Genomic DNA, 16,799 nt, shown 5'->3' with positions numbered 1-16,799 from the left:
CGACCGGCGTGGTCGCCGTGTCGCTGGTCGGGCCCGGCACCTGCGTGGTCGTCACCGTCGCGGTGTTGACCAGGTCGACGCCGGCATCGATGTCGGCCTGGGTGACCGTGTAGCTGATCGTGTAGGTCCAGGTCTCTCCGACCTCGAGCTGGCCGTCGGTCGTGATCGACTCGACCGGACCGCTCAGGGTGCCGTTCGTACCGTCCGGCAGCACGTCGGTCGTGCTGACGCCGGTCTGGGTCACGTTGCCGGTGTTGGCCACCACGATCGTGTAGTCGATCGTCTGGCCGGCCGCGGTCACCGGGCTGGGGCCGCCGGCCTGGGTCTTGTCGATCGACAAGGTGGGGCTGTTGCCGAAGGTGCGGACATCGTCATCGGTGTCCCCGACCGGGTCGCCAGTCGGGTCGAAACCGTTGGCGCTTGCCGTGTTGGTGAACGAGCCGTTGTCGATGTCGGCCTGGGTCAGCGTATAGCTGGCCGTGAAGGTGGTCGAATCGGTAACACCCGGTGCCAGGCTGGGAATCGGACCGCCGGAGACCGCCACCAGCGGGTCGTTCAGCGTGATGTTGGTCAGCGTGACGTTGCCGGTGTTGGTCACCGCGAAGCTGTAGCTAATCGTATCGCCGGCATCGACCACGCCGTCGCCGCCGTCATCGACCACGCCGGTCTTGAGGAGCGACAGCGACCCGAGCCGGGTCAGCGGCTGGGTGTCCGTATCGGAGTCCGAGACCGGTGTGCCGTTCGGATCGAACCCGTCGACCGTGGCGATGTTGGTGAATGTTCCGCTGTCGATATCGCCCTGGGTCAGGGTGTAGCTGGCCGAGAAGGTCGTCGAATCGGTCGCGCCCGGCGACAGGCTCGGAATCGGACCGCCGGCGACCGTCACCAGTGGATCGGTCAGCGTGATGTTGGTGATCGTGACGTTGCCGGTGTTGGTCACCGCGAAGGTGTAGCTGATCGTATCGCCGGCATCGGCAATACCATCGCCGCCGTCATTCAGCACGCCGGTCTTGACCAGCGCCAGGCCCGGTGACTGGATCGCCGTGGCCAGCGCGCTGCTCGGATTGGACGTGACGCCCCCGGCAATCGCCGTAGCGGTGTTCGGAATCGCGCCTGAGTCGAGATCGGCCTGGCCGACGAGCAGGCTGGCCGTACACACGATGATCTCGCCCGGATCGAACACGCCGTCGTTGTTGCCGACCGAACCGACCGCGGGACAGCTCTCGTTGGCGGTCACGCCATCGTCGATGACCACCGGCCCGGGCAGCGCCACGTTGCCGGTATTGGTGACCTCGAAGGAATACTGGATCACTCCGCCGACCGCCGAATACGGCGAGCCCGAGACGATCGACTTGACCAGGCTGAGCTCGGGCGCCTGCTGAACGACCGGCGTCGTGATCTCGTCGGTGTTGTTGGCCAGGTCCGGGTCGATGACCGTGGCCGGCGCTGTGACCGTGGCCTGGTTGGTGACCGATGTCTGGGCCAGCAGCGGCGAAGCCGGTGCGGCGATCAGGAACAGCAACCCGGTCGAGACGAGGGCCGAACGGACGATGCGAAGAGTCGGGTATCGGTTCATGGTCGCGCCCTCAGAGTCCGGTTGCCGTGACAACGGCATCCACCGTCAGCGTGATCGTGGACCCGGGAGGGAAATCCGGAATCTCGATTCCACCGCCGAGCAGATCGACCACGTCCAGCGGGCCGACCGGGCAGACCGCCCCACCGGAGGCCGAACAGCTGACGGTGGTCAGCGACAGGCCAGCCGACGGCGTATCGGTCACCCGTGCACCGTTGGCCGGCAGCGGACCATTGTTGGTCACGGTCAGCGTGTAGGTCGTCGCCTGGCCCGAAAGCAGCGGGCTCTCGGGGTTGGTCTTGATGATCGCCAGGTCCGCCCGGCAGGTCCGCCCGACGAACGCACCCGGACCGTCGCTGCCGGCGGAGACGACCGCCGCGATACCGTCCTGACCGGACTGTGCGCCGTGACTGGGGCCGCCCGGCGGCGAGTCGGTGGTGGTCGTGACGCCGGGCGAACCGCCGCTGATGTCGACCAGGTTCGGTGCTGCCGTGGTCAACACGAGACCGCCTCCGCCACCACCGCCCGAGCCATGGGCGGCCGTACCGGTCGCCCAGGCGTCGCCGCCACGACCGCCGGTTGCAACCACGTCGAGCGTGGCCGACCAATTGGTCGCGACCACCACGACGCTGCCACCGGCACCGCCGCCGCCTGCGCCATCGTTGGACGGGTTGTCGGTGGCCCGACCGCCGCGGGCCGAGATCGACCCCGTGCCGAGCAGCGTTTCGGCGCGCAGCATCACGATGCCGCCGCCGGCCGCGCCACTGGACTGGACCGCGAGGCTGTTGGAGTTGTTATCGCCTGCGCCACCACCGCCGCCGAGGAACACTCGCTGGATCGACCACGGCACGATGGAACCGCCGAAGCCCCATTTCTTCTCGGGCAGATTGCTGTAGTCGGCCAGGATGCCGCCGTATCCGGCGCTGCGCCAGCCGGCCGCGCCCTGACCGCCGGCGCCGGCGTTGCCGCCGCCGCCACCGCCACCGTTGTCGGAGCTGCCGCTCCAGAACGTGCCACCGCCGCCGGCGTTGGCCGGCGCGCCCCGAGCGAAGTCGCCGCTGCTGGCGGTCCCGGTCGGATAGCCACCCCAGCCGGTACCGAGATCGATCACCGCAGCGGTCGCGCCGTCGTCGGGCGTGCGCTTGGTGCTCAGGAAACGCGGCGTGCCGGCGATGCCCTCACCCTTGGCCCCATGGCGAGACGGGTCGTCCCAGCGGAATCGCTCGATCGGGTCGGCAGCCGAGGCGGTCAGGCCACCGCCACCCCGGAAACCGGCGCCGTCAACATCGATGGCCTGACCATTGAGGTCCAGTTCCAGCGCGACATCGAGCACGACCAGACCGCCCGTATCGCCGTCCCAGTCGACGGTGGTGACCGGGCCGCCCAACTGCGCGTTCAGGTACTGCGGTACGCGAATGACCTGGAAGGTGCGCCGACCGTTCGTCGCCGTCGCAGCGGCCTGCTCGTAGGACGCCACCAGCGGCGTCGTCGAAAGATCGAGGAAGGTGTTGTCGCTGGCCGGCCCGGCGGTGACGAATTCGTAGCCACCGGCACGACAGTTGGCCGGCGTGTCGAAGAAGCCGCTGGCCGGCTCGCCGGCCGTACCGTTGCCGTACGACAGGGTGTCGGAGAAGTCGAGATCGGCGCACTGCATCTGCATGACCAGTACGAGGTCGCCCTCGATCAACGGCAGCGGCTGCCCACGACGGTCGTTCAGTGCGATGCCGCCCGATGCCCCGTTGTAGATGCCGTCGCTGGGCCGCCAGAAGGTGTTCAGCACGCCGCTCAGACCGGTCGCGTTGCCGTCGGAGCCCGGCAGCGCACAGCTGCCGATGCCGAAGAACTGGGTATCGGTGTCGGTGTCGCCGGCCCCTTCGCTCGAGGTGGCGGTGGCGATGTTGGTCAACGAACCCGCGTCGATGTCGGCCTGGGTGATGATGTAGGTCGCGGTGAAGGTCGATGCATCGACCGCCCCGGGCGCCAGGCTGGAGATCGGGCCGCCGCTGACGGTCACGAGCGGGTCGCTGAGCGTGATGTTGTTCAGCGTGACGTTGCCGGTGTTGGTGACGCTGAAGCTGTAGTTGATCACATCGCCCGGATCGGCCAGACCATCACCGCCGTCATCGATCACGCCGTCCTTGACCAGGGTCAGGTCGGCCGTGGTCAGCGGAACGCTGACCGAATCGGGGAAGGAATCGAATCCGCCGACCGTGGCGAACGCGGTGTTGTCGACCGACCCGCTGGACACGTTGGCCGCCGTGGTCGTGAAACTGCCGGTACAGACCAGGCTCTCGCCCGGATCGAAGAAGTTGTCCAGGTCGCCGACCGTGGCGACGGCGGGGCAGCTCACCGCCCCGATCAGCGGATCGGTGACGACCACCGGTCCTTCGAGGCTGGCAAATCCGCTGTTGCTCACCGAGAAGGTGTAGTTGATGACCTCACCGGCGGCCGAAAACGTCGTCCGATCGGCCACCTTGTCGAATGCCAGGCCGACCGTGGCGATCGTGGCGTCGTCGATGTCCTGCACCGGACCGGAGCTGGACGTTGCAGAAGCGGTCGCGACGTTGACCGTCTCGGCCTGGGCATCGATGGTGATCGGCCCGACGATGCACTCGGCGATGTGGGCGGTCGGCGCGCTGAAATCGGCCACCGGCAGCGTAGCCGGCCAGGTGCAGCTGGAAATGTCCAGCGTCGGATCGCTGACCGAGATCGCGCTCAGCGGAATCTCGCCGATGTTCTCGACGGTGAGCTTGTAGTAGATGTCGGTCGGCAGCTGGACGTCCAGGTAGTCCTGCCAGGCACCGTCCGGGAGGTTGGTCAGACCGACCTGCTTCGACAGCGCAATGCCCGGAATCGGCAGATCGATGACCAGCTGTGCCGCGGCGTTGTTGCCCTCGAGCGTTACGCCGGCGACCTGGTGCGAAACATTGCTCGACACGTTGTCGTAGGTCCCGGCCGGACCGGTGACATCCACGCTGATCACGCACACGCCGCCGGCCGCCAGGTCGCCCCCGGTCATGGTGATGGTCGCAGCACCCGGCGGCGCGGTGATCGTCGGCAGACCGCAGCCGCTGCTGAGCACGTTGGGCGCGGCAGCGACCGTCAGACCAGGCGGAAGGTTGTCGGTGAACGCAACCCCGGCGATCGGGTCGACCGGGTTCGGGTTGGTGATGACGAACTCCAGCGCGGCGAGATCGCCCGGCGTCACGCCGAGCAGGACCAGCACCGGGTCGAAGGATTTTTCGATGGACGGCGGCGCCAGCACGGTCAGGTTCGCCGTCGCGAAGCCGGTCGACGTGTTGTTCTGGCCCGACTCGTCGGCAAAGATGAAGTCGGAGACATTGACGTGGGTCGCGACCGCGCTGGAGATCACATCGACGGCAACCGAACAGCTCGCTCCCGCAACGAGCGCGCCGTCGGCGAGCGCGATCAGGCCGCTCCCCGGGTCCGCGGTGACCGTACCGCCGCAGGACGTCACGACGTTGGGAACCGGCGCGACCGCAACGCCGACCGGCAGATTGTCGGTGAAGTCGATGCCGGTCAGATCGCCGGCCGGACTGGCCGGATTCGGGTTGGTCACGGTGAAGCTCAGGGTCGAGATTTCGCCGGCACCGATCGTGGCCGGCGAGAACACCTTGCCCAGCTCCGGTGGCGCCGGAAGCGTACCCGGCGCACCCGGACCGCAACCGACCAGGCTGACGTTGTCGAGGCGCAACGGCGCCGTCTCGCCGGCGGTATTGCCGGCCACGCCCGAGGCATTGATCCGGATCGTGGTCGTCGCCAGCCCCGGCGTGAAGTCGACGGTCCGGGTCTGCCAGGTCGACTTCGAGATGCTGTTGTCGTTCAGCACGGTCGTGAACGCCCCGCCATCGACGCTGACGTGGACATTGGTCGTGATATTGACGTTCGACGCCCAGGAACCACCGCCGTCGGGGTTGATGTCGAAGCTCAGCGTCAGCGGCTCGGCCGGGTTGGTCGAGAATTCCGAAGTGTCGAGCGTGAACTCGAAGTAGGAGGCCTCGTTCGGACCCGGCCCCAGCTGTGCCGGCGCCGTGGCCAGCGGCCAGCCGGTGCCTTCCCAGGCGTTCGCCGGCACGCCGTCGATGGTCGAGATGGTCTGTACGCCGGCCGGCAGCGCCCCGGCTGCGCGCCCGGCGAACGAGGCGACAGCGAAGGCGTTGTCGCCGTTGTAGACCGTCGTCGGCAGCGGCGACACGGTGGTGCCGGCCGCCGGCTCCATGGTCCAGGTCGAATGCGCTGTCCCCGGCAGGCAGGCCGGTGGCGGCGGCTGGTTCGCAACGACCAGCTGATCGGTGGCGACCAGGCCGGTGTCGACGGGTCCGATGAACAGCGGGTTCGAGACGTTGTCGTAGGTGCCTTCCGGCGCGGCGACGTCGACGATGATCGAACAGCTGCTGGACGGCCCGATCACATCGGCGCCGATATCGAAGGCCAGCGAGGTGTCCCCCGGAAGCGGATTCCAGATGCCGCCGCAGGTCGTCGATGCATTCGGCGCGGCAGCGACTTCGACGCCCGCCGGCAGGTTGTCGATGAAATTGTAGCCACCCAGCGCAACCGGGTTCGGGTTGGTGATGGTGAACACCAGTCGCGAGGTGGTGCCGATCGAGATGGTGTCGGGGAAGAAGCGCTTCGAGAAGCCCGATGCGCCCGGATCGTAGGTGACCAGGTCGCCCGGCGACTGGCTGAAATCGGTGTTGTAGTGAAAACTCGAACCCGACTTGTCGTAGATCAGCGCCTCGAGTCCGACGTTGTTGCCGCCGCCGGAGATGATGTCGATCCGGTAGGTCGTCACGATCGACCCGCCGGCCTTGCCGGCGTCCAGGCAGGACAGGTAGTTCGGGCTGTCGACATCGGCCTCCCACAGGCAGCCGTCGGCATAGAGCTTCGGATTCGGCGTCGGTACGCGGGAGGCCGGCGCAGTCAGCGTGCTGTAGGTGGTTTCGACGGCAATGACCTGGAAGATCGTGTTCGACAGCGTCAGGAAGGACTGGAGCTGCTCGTAGCCGGTCGAGGTCTCGGTTGTCAGTTCGATGAAGTAGGACTCACCGACCGCGAGGTTCAGCGCACCGCCGGCACCGAGGGTCTGCCAGTCGGACTGGTCGGCCTGCTGGCCCCAGCGGATGAGGTTGGTGGTGTTCCGGTTCTGCGACACCAGGGACTCGACGACGATCTGGCGAGTATCCGGCGTCTCGACCGTGAACGTGCCGTCGGTCGCGATGATCCGGTACGGCCGCGATTGCAGGAAAGCGGCCGCGGACCGGGTGACCTGGATTTCGAAATAGGCGTCCAGACACTGGCCCGGCGCGAGCGGATCGAAGTTCAGCGTGGTCAGCGAGCCGGGCCGATTGTCGATCCACGTAGCGTCGGGATCGTCCCAGACCATGGTCGCCGTCAGCGGGCCACTGGGGGCCACACCCGCGTTGCAGACCTCGGCGCCGACCGGGAACAGTTCCGGTCCCGACGTCAGCGGGCGATTGCTGTCGAGCCCGACCACGTCCCAGGTGATCGGGTCGATCGCCAGCTGGGCCGAGGCGGTCGATGCGACAACGGTCAGCGCCAGCACCGCCCCTGCACGAACCAACGCCCCGTGCAGCGCACGCGCGAACGGAATGGACCCGATACGGGCCACGGATCTGGACATCGACATTGGAATTCCCGGTGGTTGTTCGGTGCGGCACGGAGCCACGCCCGGAAGAAGGGTCTGCGGTCGTGAGGGGCCTGCATTCACGAAGCGCGAGCGAGCGGCGCGCAATCCGGCCGGGGGGACGGGCGCGCAGGGGCGCTGCGCAGAAGGGTCGTGCGACCGATACGGCATGGACTTGTTGGCTCCCCGCTCTTTATCGCGGCGACTACGGCCGCCGCCGCGTATCCAGTTCGAATGCATGATTCATGCCAGCATGGGCATGCACATTCGATTTCCTTTCGACGCGCTGCTGCACGTCGGCTGAAAGCCAACAAACTTCGGTACTTCCCCGGAACCCCTTTTCGTGACGCCGTGCACGGTTCGATTACGAAAATACGGAGAACATGCCGTTCAGCGTCAGCTGCGGAGTATATAGGAAGCCGCCGGGATTTCCACACTCCAGGTCCGATTTATCGAGCCGGACCTCGAACCGATCGCACGAACGCGAAGTGGATCACGCTCTTACGCAAGGAGCTGGGGAAGGCACCTGAAGTGTTCAAGGGCATCGGGGTTGGCCAGCGCCGAGGTGTTCTTGACCGGCCGGCCGTGGATCACGTCGCGCACGGCCAGCTCGGTGATCTTGCCCGAGACCGTGCGCGGCAGTTCGGGCACCGCGATGACCTTGGCCGGGACGTGGCGCGGGGTGGTGTTGGCCCGGATCTGGGTCCGGATCTTCTGGACCGGAACAGTGTCCAGCTCGGACCCATCACGTAGAACCACGCCAAGCGGTCGTCGCTTTTTTTCAGGTCCGGCCCAGACAGGTTGATTCCGGCCTTGCGCCGGACTGTTCGACCCGGCAGTCGAACGAAACGCCACGGATCCATAGGCTGCGTTCGCTTCGAACGGACGACCGGGCGCGGCGAGATAACTCACCGCATTCCGGCCGCTCGCACCCTGCTACGCGCGTCGCAACGGGCCTCCAACGACCAGGGCGACGGTCAGAAACGCGAACACGAGAACCAGCAGACTCCACCGACTCAGGGCCGGGATCGCAACCGGCGCGTTCAGCAAGGTCACCGTGCTGGAACCACTGCTGACTTCCGTACCATCGGATCCGGTACCGGTTGCCGTAGCGACATTTTCGACCTGGCCGAGAGAAAGCACCGCTGCGTCGATCTGCAACGAACCGGTGCAGACCAGCGTCTCGCCCGGCGCCAGCACGGCCGGCGCCGTCGGCACGCAATCGAGAGGCTCGATCAGCGGATCGGAGATCGTCACATCGACCAGGGTGACGTTGCCCGTATTGGTCGCCACGAGTTCGTACTCGATGGTTTCCCCCGCATCGCCCAGCTGGTTGCCGTTGAGATCGGTCAGCATGGCCGTCTTCAACAGGTCCAGCGCCGGATCGCGGTCGATGATCACGTTCGCGTCTCCGTCGACCGGCGGCGTCTGGTCGCTGTCGGCCGTTGCTTCGTTGAAGATGAAGCCGGCGTCGACATCGGTCTGGGTCACGGTGTAGCTGCCGGTGCAGACCAAGGCCTGCCCGGGCAGCAGGGTCGTCGGTTGCGGCGGCGTGCAGACCAGCGTCGGTAGCAGTGAATCGACGATCACGACATTGGTCAACGTGACATTACCGATGTTGGTCGCGGTCAGCGAATAGTCGATGACCTCGCCGACGTCGACCTGGTTGTTCCCGTTCGGATCGTTCGGGCTGGCGACCTTCACGAGGTCCAGCGCCGGATTCTGCGCGATCGGCACTTCGACCTGATCCACACCGGGCGGTGTCTGATCGGAGTCGCCCGTGGCAACGTTCAGAATGCTGCCGCTGTCGATGTCCGGCTGCGTGACGATGTATTCCCCGACCAGAGTACAGGTCGCACCCGGAGCCACCGAGGTACAGGGGGCCGTGCCGCCGGTTGGCGTGATCAGGCTGTCGACGATCGTCACGTTGGTCAGCGTCGCGTTGCCGGTGTTGGTCACGGTGACGGTGTAGACCAGCACGCTACCGAGTTCGATCGGGTCCGGCGCGGACGTCAGGACCTTGTCGACGTCCAGCGCGGGCGAGTTGTCCACCGGGGTGGTGTCGCCGTCGCTGTTGTCGCCCGGCGTCGGGTCCGGCCCGTTGCTGCCGTCGTCGCCGATCAAGACCGTGTTGTCGATCTGGTTGACGCTGGTCGGCAGCGGATCGTCGACGCGGACGGCGAACAGCGCGCTGCCGCCCGTTCCAGCCGGAACGGTGCCCAGGGCCAGTGTGCAGCTACTGCCCGCCGAGGCATCCGGGGTGCAGGACCAGCCCGCACTGCTCGAAGCGGCTTCGAAGGACGTATGGGTGGGCACGACCTCGGTCAGCACCACGCCGGTGGCGTCCTGATTGCCGACGTTGTCGAAGCTCAGCGTGTAAACGACCACCCCGTTCGGAACGGTCGTGACGCCACCGTCGTCCTTGACCACGGTCAGATCCGGCGCGGCCGTCAGCGGCGTGCTGTCGCTGCCGTCGTTGTTGGCCGGGGTCGGATCGGGGCCGTTGTTGCCGTCGTCGCCGATCGACGCGCTGTTGTCGATCTGGTCCAGTCCCGGGGGCGCCGGGTTGTCGACCTGGACCGCGAAGTCGAAGGATCCAGCAGCCCCGGCCGCGAGACTGGCCAGGGTCAGCGAACAGACACTGCCGGCCGATCCGTCCGGAGCGCAGGTCCAGCCCGGAGAACTGCCGGTCGGCGAGAAGCTGGTCCCGAAGGGCACCGTATCGCTGATCACGACGTTGGTCGCGGTCTGGTTGCCTACGTTGGCGTAGCTCAACGTATAGACCACGATGCCGCCTGGCGAGGTCGAAACACCGCCGTCATCCTTGGTCAGGGTGAGGTCGGGCTGGGCATTCACCGGCACGACGGTCGGGTCTTCGGGACCCGGCGCATCGGGGTCGTCGCTGGAGCCCGGCGGCAGCTGGTCGCTATCGAAGACGGCCTGGTTCACCAGCTGGGTGACCGCCGGCGCCAGCGGGTCGTCGACCAGCGTGTCGTAGGTGATCGTCACCGTCGCGGCGGCCGCCACACTGGCGATCTCGACCCGGACATCGCTGTCACCGGCCGTATTGCCGAGCATGACCGCGCCCTGCGTAGTCGTGACGCTGCCTGCCACCAGGGCCGTATTGGGATCGGGCGTGTCGTCGATCACGACATTGGTGGCCGGCGCCGCTCCGGAGTTCTCGAGGACGAGCGTGTAACGCAGCGTATCGCCCGGAGACACGTCACCCGAAACATCGGCGTCGATCAGCAGCGCGTCGGTCTTGCTGAGCTGCAGGCTCGGTACGCCGATCTGAGCCGTGTCGCTGGCGGGCGGCAGATCCCGTCCACTCGGGTCCGGGCCCGGCAGCGTGTCGCCACCGACCAGTTCGGCCGTATTTGGCAGCGGGTTGGGCACCGGCGGCAGCGCCGCCAGCGGAATGTCGAAGACCGCGCTGACGCTGGCGCCGACCGGCAGCGTGCCGTCCGGCGACACGGCCCCGGAAGCGGTCCGGAAACGCAGCGTCTGCTGACCGACCGCCGGCGTATCCGGCTGCAGGACCAACTCGAAGCCTGCCGGAACCGAAACGGAGGTGAAGCCGGTCAGGTCCCAGTTCGCTTCGTCGAACACGTCCGTGACTTCGAGATCGTAGGCCGGCGCCGTGCCGCTGTTGTTCAGCGTCAGGGTCAAACGAACAGTGCCGTCGAGCTCGAGCGTCATGGCCTTGCCCAGGCCGACGAGGGGCTCGACCACTTCGACATCGGCCGAGTCCTGCAGCAGATTGCCGGTGTAGCTGAACTCGCCGACATTGGTCAGCAGCGCACCATCGACGTTGGGCGCCACATCAGCGACCCGGGCAACGATTTCGACCACGATGCGGTCGGCCGCGCTGTCGATGCCGTCCGGGACGTTGGTGACGTTGCCGAACTCCAGGGTGACCGTATCGTCCAGTCCATCCGCAAGCTGCAGGTCGTCGAAGACCGGCGTTCCCGGCAGGGTCGTGGAAATGTTTCCGCCGACCGCGGTCACCGTCGCACCGATCGCTTCGAGCACCCCGCCCGGTCCGGCAGGCAACAGGTCGACGAGTCGCGCATCGGTGGTCAGCCCTTCCGGGAAGACCAGAGTCAGCTGATAGGTCACGGTCTCGCCGATGGTCAGGTCGAGCAGGGTCGGATCGCCCTGGCCCATGTCCGTATCCGGCTGGCTGGTGTCGACCGCGACCTTGACCAGCGTCGGCGCGATGACCGTGACTTCCGCGGTATCGGAATCCCTGTAGCTGCGCGTCTGACCGGACACCACGGTCGGCGTCGAGTCATAGGCCAGTTCCGCTGCGTTGATCAGGCTGCTGCCGGGCGTCACCGTTGCATCGACGACGAAGTCGTACTCGATGAAGCAGGTGTCCGTGGCCAGCTCGAGGGTCGGCACATCGAAGGTGATGATCGGCGCTGCCGAAGAATCGGTGATCAGACCGGCGCAGTCGGTGCTCACCGAAGCGTCACCGCCCCAGGACAGCCCCGCAGGCAAGGTGTCGACGATGTCCAGATTGAAGGCATCGGCGGTGCTGGCGGCGCGGTGACCGAGCACCAGGCGTGCGCGAACCACGTCACCGGCATCGACGAAGCCGTCGGCCGGATCGATGACGCTCTTGGCCAGGTCGACATCGGGTTCGACCAGGTCGATCGGCGCCGAACCACTGACGGTGGAGGTCGCCGTGGTCAGGGTCGCCCCGTTGAGCTGATCGACATCGCCGCTCTGGTTCGACGGCAGGTCGAGTACCACCGCGACGACCTCGAATTCGATCACGTCCGCGGCATTGTTGACGCCGTCGGCCGTATTCAGCACATCGCCGAGCAGCCAGGTCGACCGATCGGCCACCATGTCGGCATTGGTGTCCGAGGGCGTGCCGGCCGTACCCGCGGGCGGCAGGCCCGCGCCCGACAGGTTGGCCCCGATCGAGACGATGCGCGAAGACACCAGACCCAGCACCGATGCACCGGTCGGCAGCTGGTCGAAGACTTCGGCGGCCTCGCTCGTGCCTTCCGGGAACTGAACGGTGAAGCGATAGGTGACTTCCTCGCCGATCGTCAGGTCCTCCGGGGCGCCGAACTGGCCGCTGCCGGTACTCGGCTCGCTGGTCGCCACGACCTGCTTGTCGAGGCCGGGTTCGGTGACCATCACCTGGTGGTTGTCGTTGACGCTTCGGGTGCGCTCGTCGGCGCTCGGTCCTGCGATCGATGTCCAGCTGACGTCGGCGGTATTGGTCAACAGTTCACCGGGCGAAACGGTCGGGTCGAGGACGGCGGCGTACTGGATTTCGATGACTTCGCCACGCGGAATGTCGGTCCAGCCCAGCGCAACGGTGTTGCCGGCACTGGTATTGGTCACGAACACCGGCGTGCCGCCGGTCTGGGTGATGCTGCCGACGTTCAGCGTCAGGTCAGCGGGCAGGACGTCCTGCAGAACCACGTCCTGGGCATCGGCCGCCGAGGCACCGCTGTGCTGGATGGTCACGGTGTACAGAACGGCGTCACCGGCATCACCGGTGTTGATGCTGCCGGCCTTGTCGACCACCAGGATCGGCTCGACCACGTCGATGTCGGCGGTGGCCGACGCGTTCAGGCCGGGCCCGAACCGGACCAGCGCGGTATTGGTCAGCGGATCGCCGTTGGCGTTGTCCGCTTCGTCGACCAGCGTGGCCGTGATGCCGACCCGGATCCGGTCGTCGTCATTGACCACGCCGTCGGGGCTGTTGACGACCTGGCCGAAATCGAACGCCACGGAGTCGTCGATGCCATCGCCGAGCTGGGCATCGGTGACGATCGGCACGGGCGAGAACACGTCCGGTGACAGGTTGGCTCCGACCGACAGGACCGCCGCGGCGTCCACACGCATCACCCCGTTGGTGAACGGAAGGGTGTCGGTGATCACGACCTGCGGCGTCGTGCCTTCCGGAACCGTGACGACGATTTCGAAGGTCGCCGATTCGCCGATCGCCAGGTCCTCGATGCCGGACCGGAACTCGCCGTCGCCGGTTTCAGGCTCGGAGGTCGCGACCACGCTCTTGGCGATCCCGACGTCGGGGATGCCGACGGCTACAGGATCGGAATCGGCGTAATCGTTGACCCCGCCTGCACCGGTCCGTTCGCCGGTGACCGTTCCGGACGCGCCCGGCGTTGTCGATCCGGTCGGATTGGGCCCGGTTCCGGCACCCGGCAGCGACGTCCAGCTCGCGAACGCGGTGTTCGTCACGTCGGTTCCCGGCGCGACGCCCGGCGTCAGTGTGGCATCGAACTCGACGGAGATCGAGCATCCCGGAGCCATCACGCTGAAGAACAGGTCGAGGGCATCCCCGACCGTATTGTCCGTGGTGGTCAGTCCGGGGCAAGCGGTCGGGGTGACGCTCGACACGGTCAGGCCGACCAGCCCGGCCGGAAGCGTGTCGGTCAGCGCAACCTCGTAGGCCGGCGTGACGTTTCCACCCATGCCGTTGGCCAGGGTGAGGGTGAAGGCGATCACGTCACCGGCATCGCCCGACGTCGGCGTGGCGCTCTTGTCGAGCGAGACGGCCGGCTCGGCGATCCGGACCGTGACGCCGTTGGAGTTCGGCGTGATCTCGGTGCCGGCGCTGCGCAGGTCGAAGCGGTTGGTACGGTTGGTACCCTGCTGGTTGGTGCCCGCATTGAGCACCAGGGCATTGAACTCGACGACCAGGAATTCGTCATCGGCATCGTCGTCTCCGTTGACCACGTGGCCGAACGCGAAGGTCGGGTCGGTCCCGTCACCGAACGGGCCGCCGAGAATGGACCCCGGCGCGATCGGCGTCGACACCAGTGCGCTGGCCAGCGAGCCCGGGGCAGCCGCGCCGCCGGGCCGGTTGACCAGCGCCTGGGCCGTTGCGGTGCAGGCGCCGTCGCAGACGAACGCTGCAGAGGCCGTGCCGTCGTCGATGAACTGCAGCCCCGTCGGCAGAAGGTCGCGCACGGTCACGTTCGGTATCCGGCCTTCCGGAATCCGTGCGGCCAGTCGATAGCGGACGATCTCACCGATCGCCACGCGCGGCGGGCTGGCCGCATTCGACGTGGCCGGCTCGGAGCTGTCGATGAAGTATTTCTCGGCGGCCGCTTCAGCGCTGCTCGCCGAAGCCGTGTCGGAGACTGCGGGGAAATCGACCGCACCCCCCAGGCTGGCCCAGGTCGCAGTCGCCGTATTGTCCCAGTTCGTGCCGGGCTCGATGGTGCCGACGACCTCGCAGGTCAGCGTCACCAGCGCAGTATCGGCGCCGAACGGCGCGCCCGGCGTGCCGTCGTTGGCCGCCAGTGGATCGTCGAGGAGCAGGCCGGACTGGATGGTGCCTGTCGTTGACAGTGCAGCGCCGTTGCCGTCGGTCACCGAATCGACGGCACAACCCGTCAACTCGGCCGCGCCGGGGTCGGTGATGACCACGTCGAAGGCCTGCGCGCTGCCGACGTTCTCGACGGTAATGACATAGCTGATCGAATCGCCGGCATCGACGCCGGTGATGTTCCCGTCGACCGGAAGCGTGGACGCAGGTGGATCGATGGTGCCGTTCTGATCGGTCGCCGAGATCCCCTTGGTAATCTCCAGCACCGGCGCGCCGACGTTGAAACTCACCGGTCCGGTGGACACGGCGGTCTGACCCGGCGTGTTCTCCGAACTCGATTGAAGGATATTGGTCAGGGCCAGGCCGTCGGCAAACGGGTCGTCGGTCACGGTGACCGACAGATCGACCTGGATGGTGGCCGCCGACAGGGAATCCAGATCGGGCCAGTCGATGAACAGCGCATTCTGGGCCACATCGACGGTGATCGCATCCGGGACCAGCCCGGCCGTGTCGCCCGGGCCGTAGACGATATCGGTGCCGAAGGCCAGGTCGATGTCGCTGACGTCGAAAATCGGCAGCGGCAGGTAGTCCTCGAACCGGATCCCGCGGCTATCGCCAGCCGGCACGTCCTTGGTCAGGCGGAAGATGACGGTGTCGCCGGGCACATAGAACGGCTGCGGGTTGATGATCTCCTTGGTCAGCGCCACCGGCAGGATGTCGACCGTGGCGTCGCTGCCGTTGCTGCAGCCGGCCGCCCCCTGGACCAGATCGAAGTCGGCCACGACGCTGTTGGTCAGCGAATCCGAGGCCAGAACCGATTCTCCGGTCTGGTCGTAGGTCTGCTGGATCACGGCGCTGTAGGTCAGCGTGGCCGAGCTGCCGGCCGCCAGCGTCCCGGCCGCCGCGTCGATGTCGTAGACAACCGTCTCGGTGGAATCCGGGTTGGTGGTCACCGACAGCGGCGCGATCGCGACCGGCGCGCCATTGACGATCAGTGAACCGTGCGAATCGAAATCGAGTCCGTCGGGAAGGACGTCGGTGACCACCAGCGCATCGGCGTCGCCGAAGTCGGTGACCTGGAACTGCAGCGTGAAGGTCACGGTGTCCCCGGCAACGGCCTGGCCCGGCGCGGCGCCCTTCTGGACCACGACGTGTTCGGCCGAAATCGTGGTGCTGTCCGAAACCGGCGGCAATGGCTGCGCCGTGGCCGACGGGTCGACGTAGGTGGCCAGTACCGATGCGTCGTTGATCTGAGGCCGGATGTCGCAGGCGGCTTCGTTGAGCACATCGGTGATGTAGCCGGAGTATTCGACGACGACATCCGCGGCCGACGTGGTTCCCACCGTGCCTCCGGCGCAAGTCACTTCCAGCGCTCCTCCGGGGCTGACCAGCGACGGTGCTTGGGTCACGCTGCAGCCGACGCCGCCGGTGATCGAAATGCCGCCGACGAACTGCAGATCGGGGGGCAACTGGTCGCGGATTACCAGCGGTTCGATCGTCGCGGTGTTGGCGATATCGACCGTCAGCGTGTAGTCGTACGGCCAGCTGGGTCCAGGCGGGCGCTCGGATTCCGGCGCGCTGTCCTGCTTGTCGAACAGCAGGACCGTCGGCGTGACAGTCGGGGTCGACGCGGTACCGATGATCGGGCCGTTGGTGCCGGTGGCGGTGTCGCCGAATTCATAGACCGGGCTCAAGCCGATCGGCAGCGGAACACCCACTTGGGCCGACGGGTCGATGGTCAGGCAGATCTCGACCAGCAGCAGCGGGCCGCCGCTGATCACCGAACCGACAGGAAACTCGAGGATACGCAGCGAGTGACCTTCGATACCGCTGACCGGCTGGTCGATCAGCGGGTCGGTCAGTTGGTTGCCCGGTGCGGCGGGGAAGACGCCGACGTTGATGACCGAACCGCCGACGCCGAAGATCTCGGCGCTGTCGAAACTCAGCTCCGGCGGCAGATCCAGTCGAAGATAGGGACCGTACCCTGGTGCGCCGCTGTTGGAGAAATCGGCCTCGAAGCAGAACCCTTCGCCGAGAAAACTCTCGGGCGGGACGTTCTCGCTGACGACGGGGGTCTGGCCGATGGCCAGGGCGGGCACAAACAGGACTGACGCGCAGAACGCGCGTATGACGCGGAGCATGGACTCGTTCCCCTTTTTTTTAACGGCGGTAGGGTAGCAAGTTCTGCGCCAATCGGCCAGAAAATGTGCTGAATTTTCGATTGAAGCGACTCGATCGGG

At 66.9% G+C, this 16,799-nt stretch carries 4 protein-coding genes; all 4 read right to left on the bottom strand.

Translation table 11 applies throughout. The features are described from left to right. Window positions 1-1,576: DUF11 domain-containing protein (locus tag HFP89_RS07965; protein ID WP_168717111.1), on the bottom strand; the 1,576-nt coding region annotated here is incomplete at its 3' end. Between the two features lie 10 nt (window positions 1,577-1,586). Beyond that, window positions 1,587-7,235: a DUF11 domain-containing protein gene (locus HFP89_RS07960; RefSeq protein WP_168717110.1), complete on the bottom strand. Its 5,649-nt coding sequence runs from the start codon at window positions 7,233-7,235 to the stop codon at window positions 1,587-1,589. Between the two features lie 504 nt (window positions 7,236-7,739). Beyond that, window positions 7,740-7,997, bottom strand: a complete 258-nt coding sequence (locus HFP89_RS07955; protein WP_206212258.1) for a hypothetical protein — start codon at window positions 7,995-7,997, stop codon at window positions 7,740-7,742. Window positions 7,998-8,174: 177 nt separating this feature from the next. After that, the gene (locus tag HFP89_RS07950) at window positions 8,175-16,700 is read right to left on the bottom strand and encodes an isopeptide-forming domain-containing fimbrial protein (RefSeq protein ID WP_168717109.1); all 8,526 of its coding nucleotides are present in this window, start codon (window positions 16,698-16,700) and stop codon (window positions 8,175-8,177) included. Window positions 16,701-16,799: the final 99 nt, after the last annotated feature.

The sequence above is a fragment of the Wenzhouxiangella sp. XN79A genome, assembly GCF_012272825.1.
Taxonomy (GTDB): Bacteria; Pseudomonadota; Gammaproteobacteria; order Xanthomonadales; family Wenzhouxiangellaceae.
This window is presented reverse-complemented; position numbering and strand designations above follow the sequence as displayed.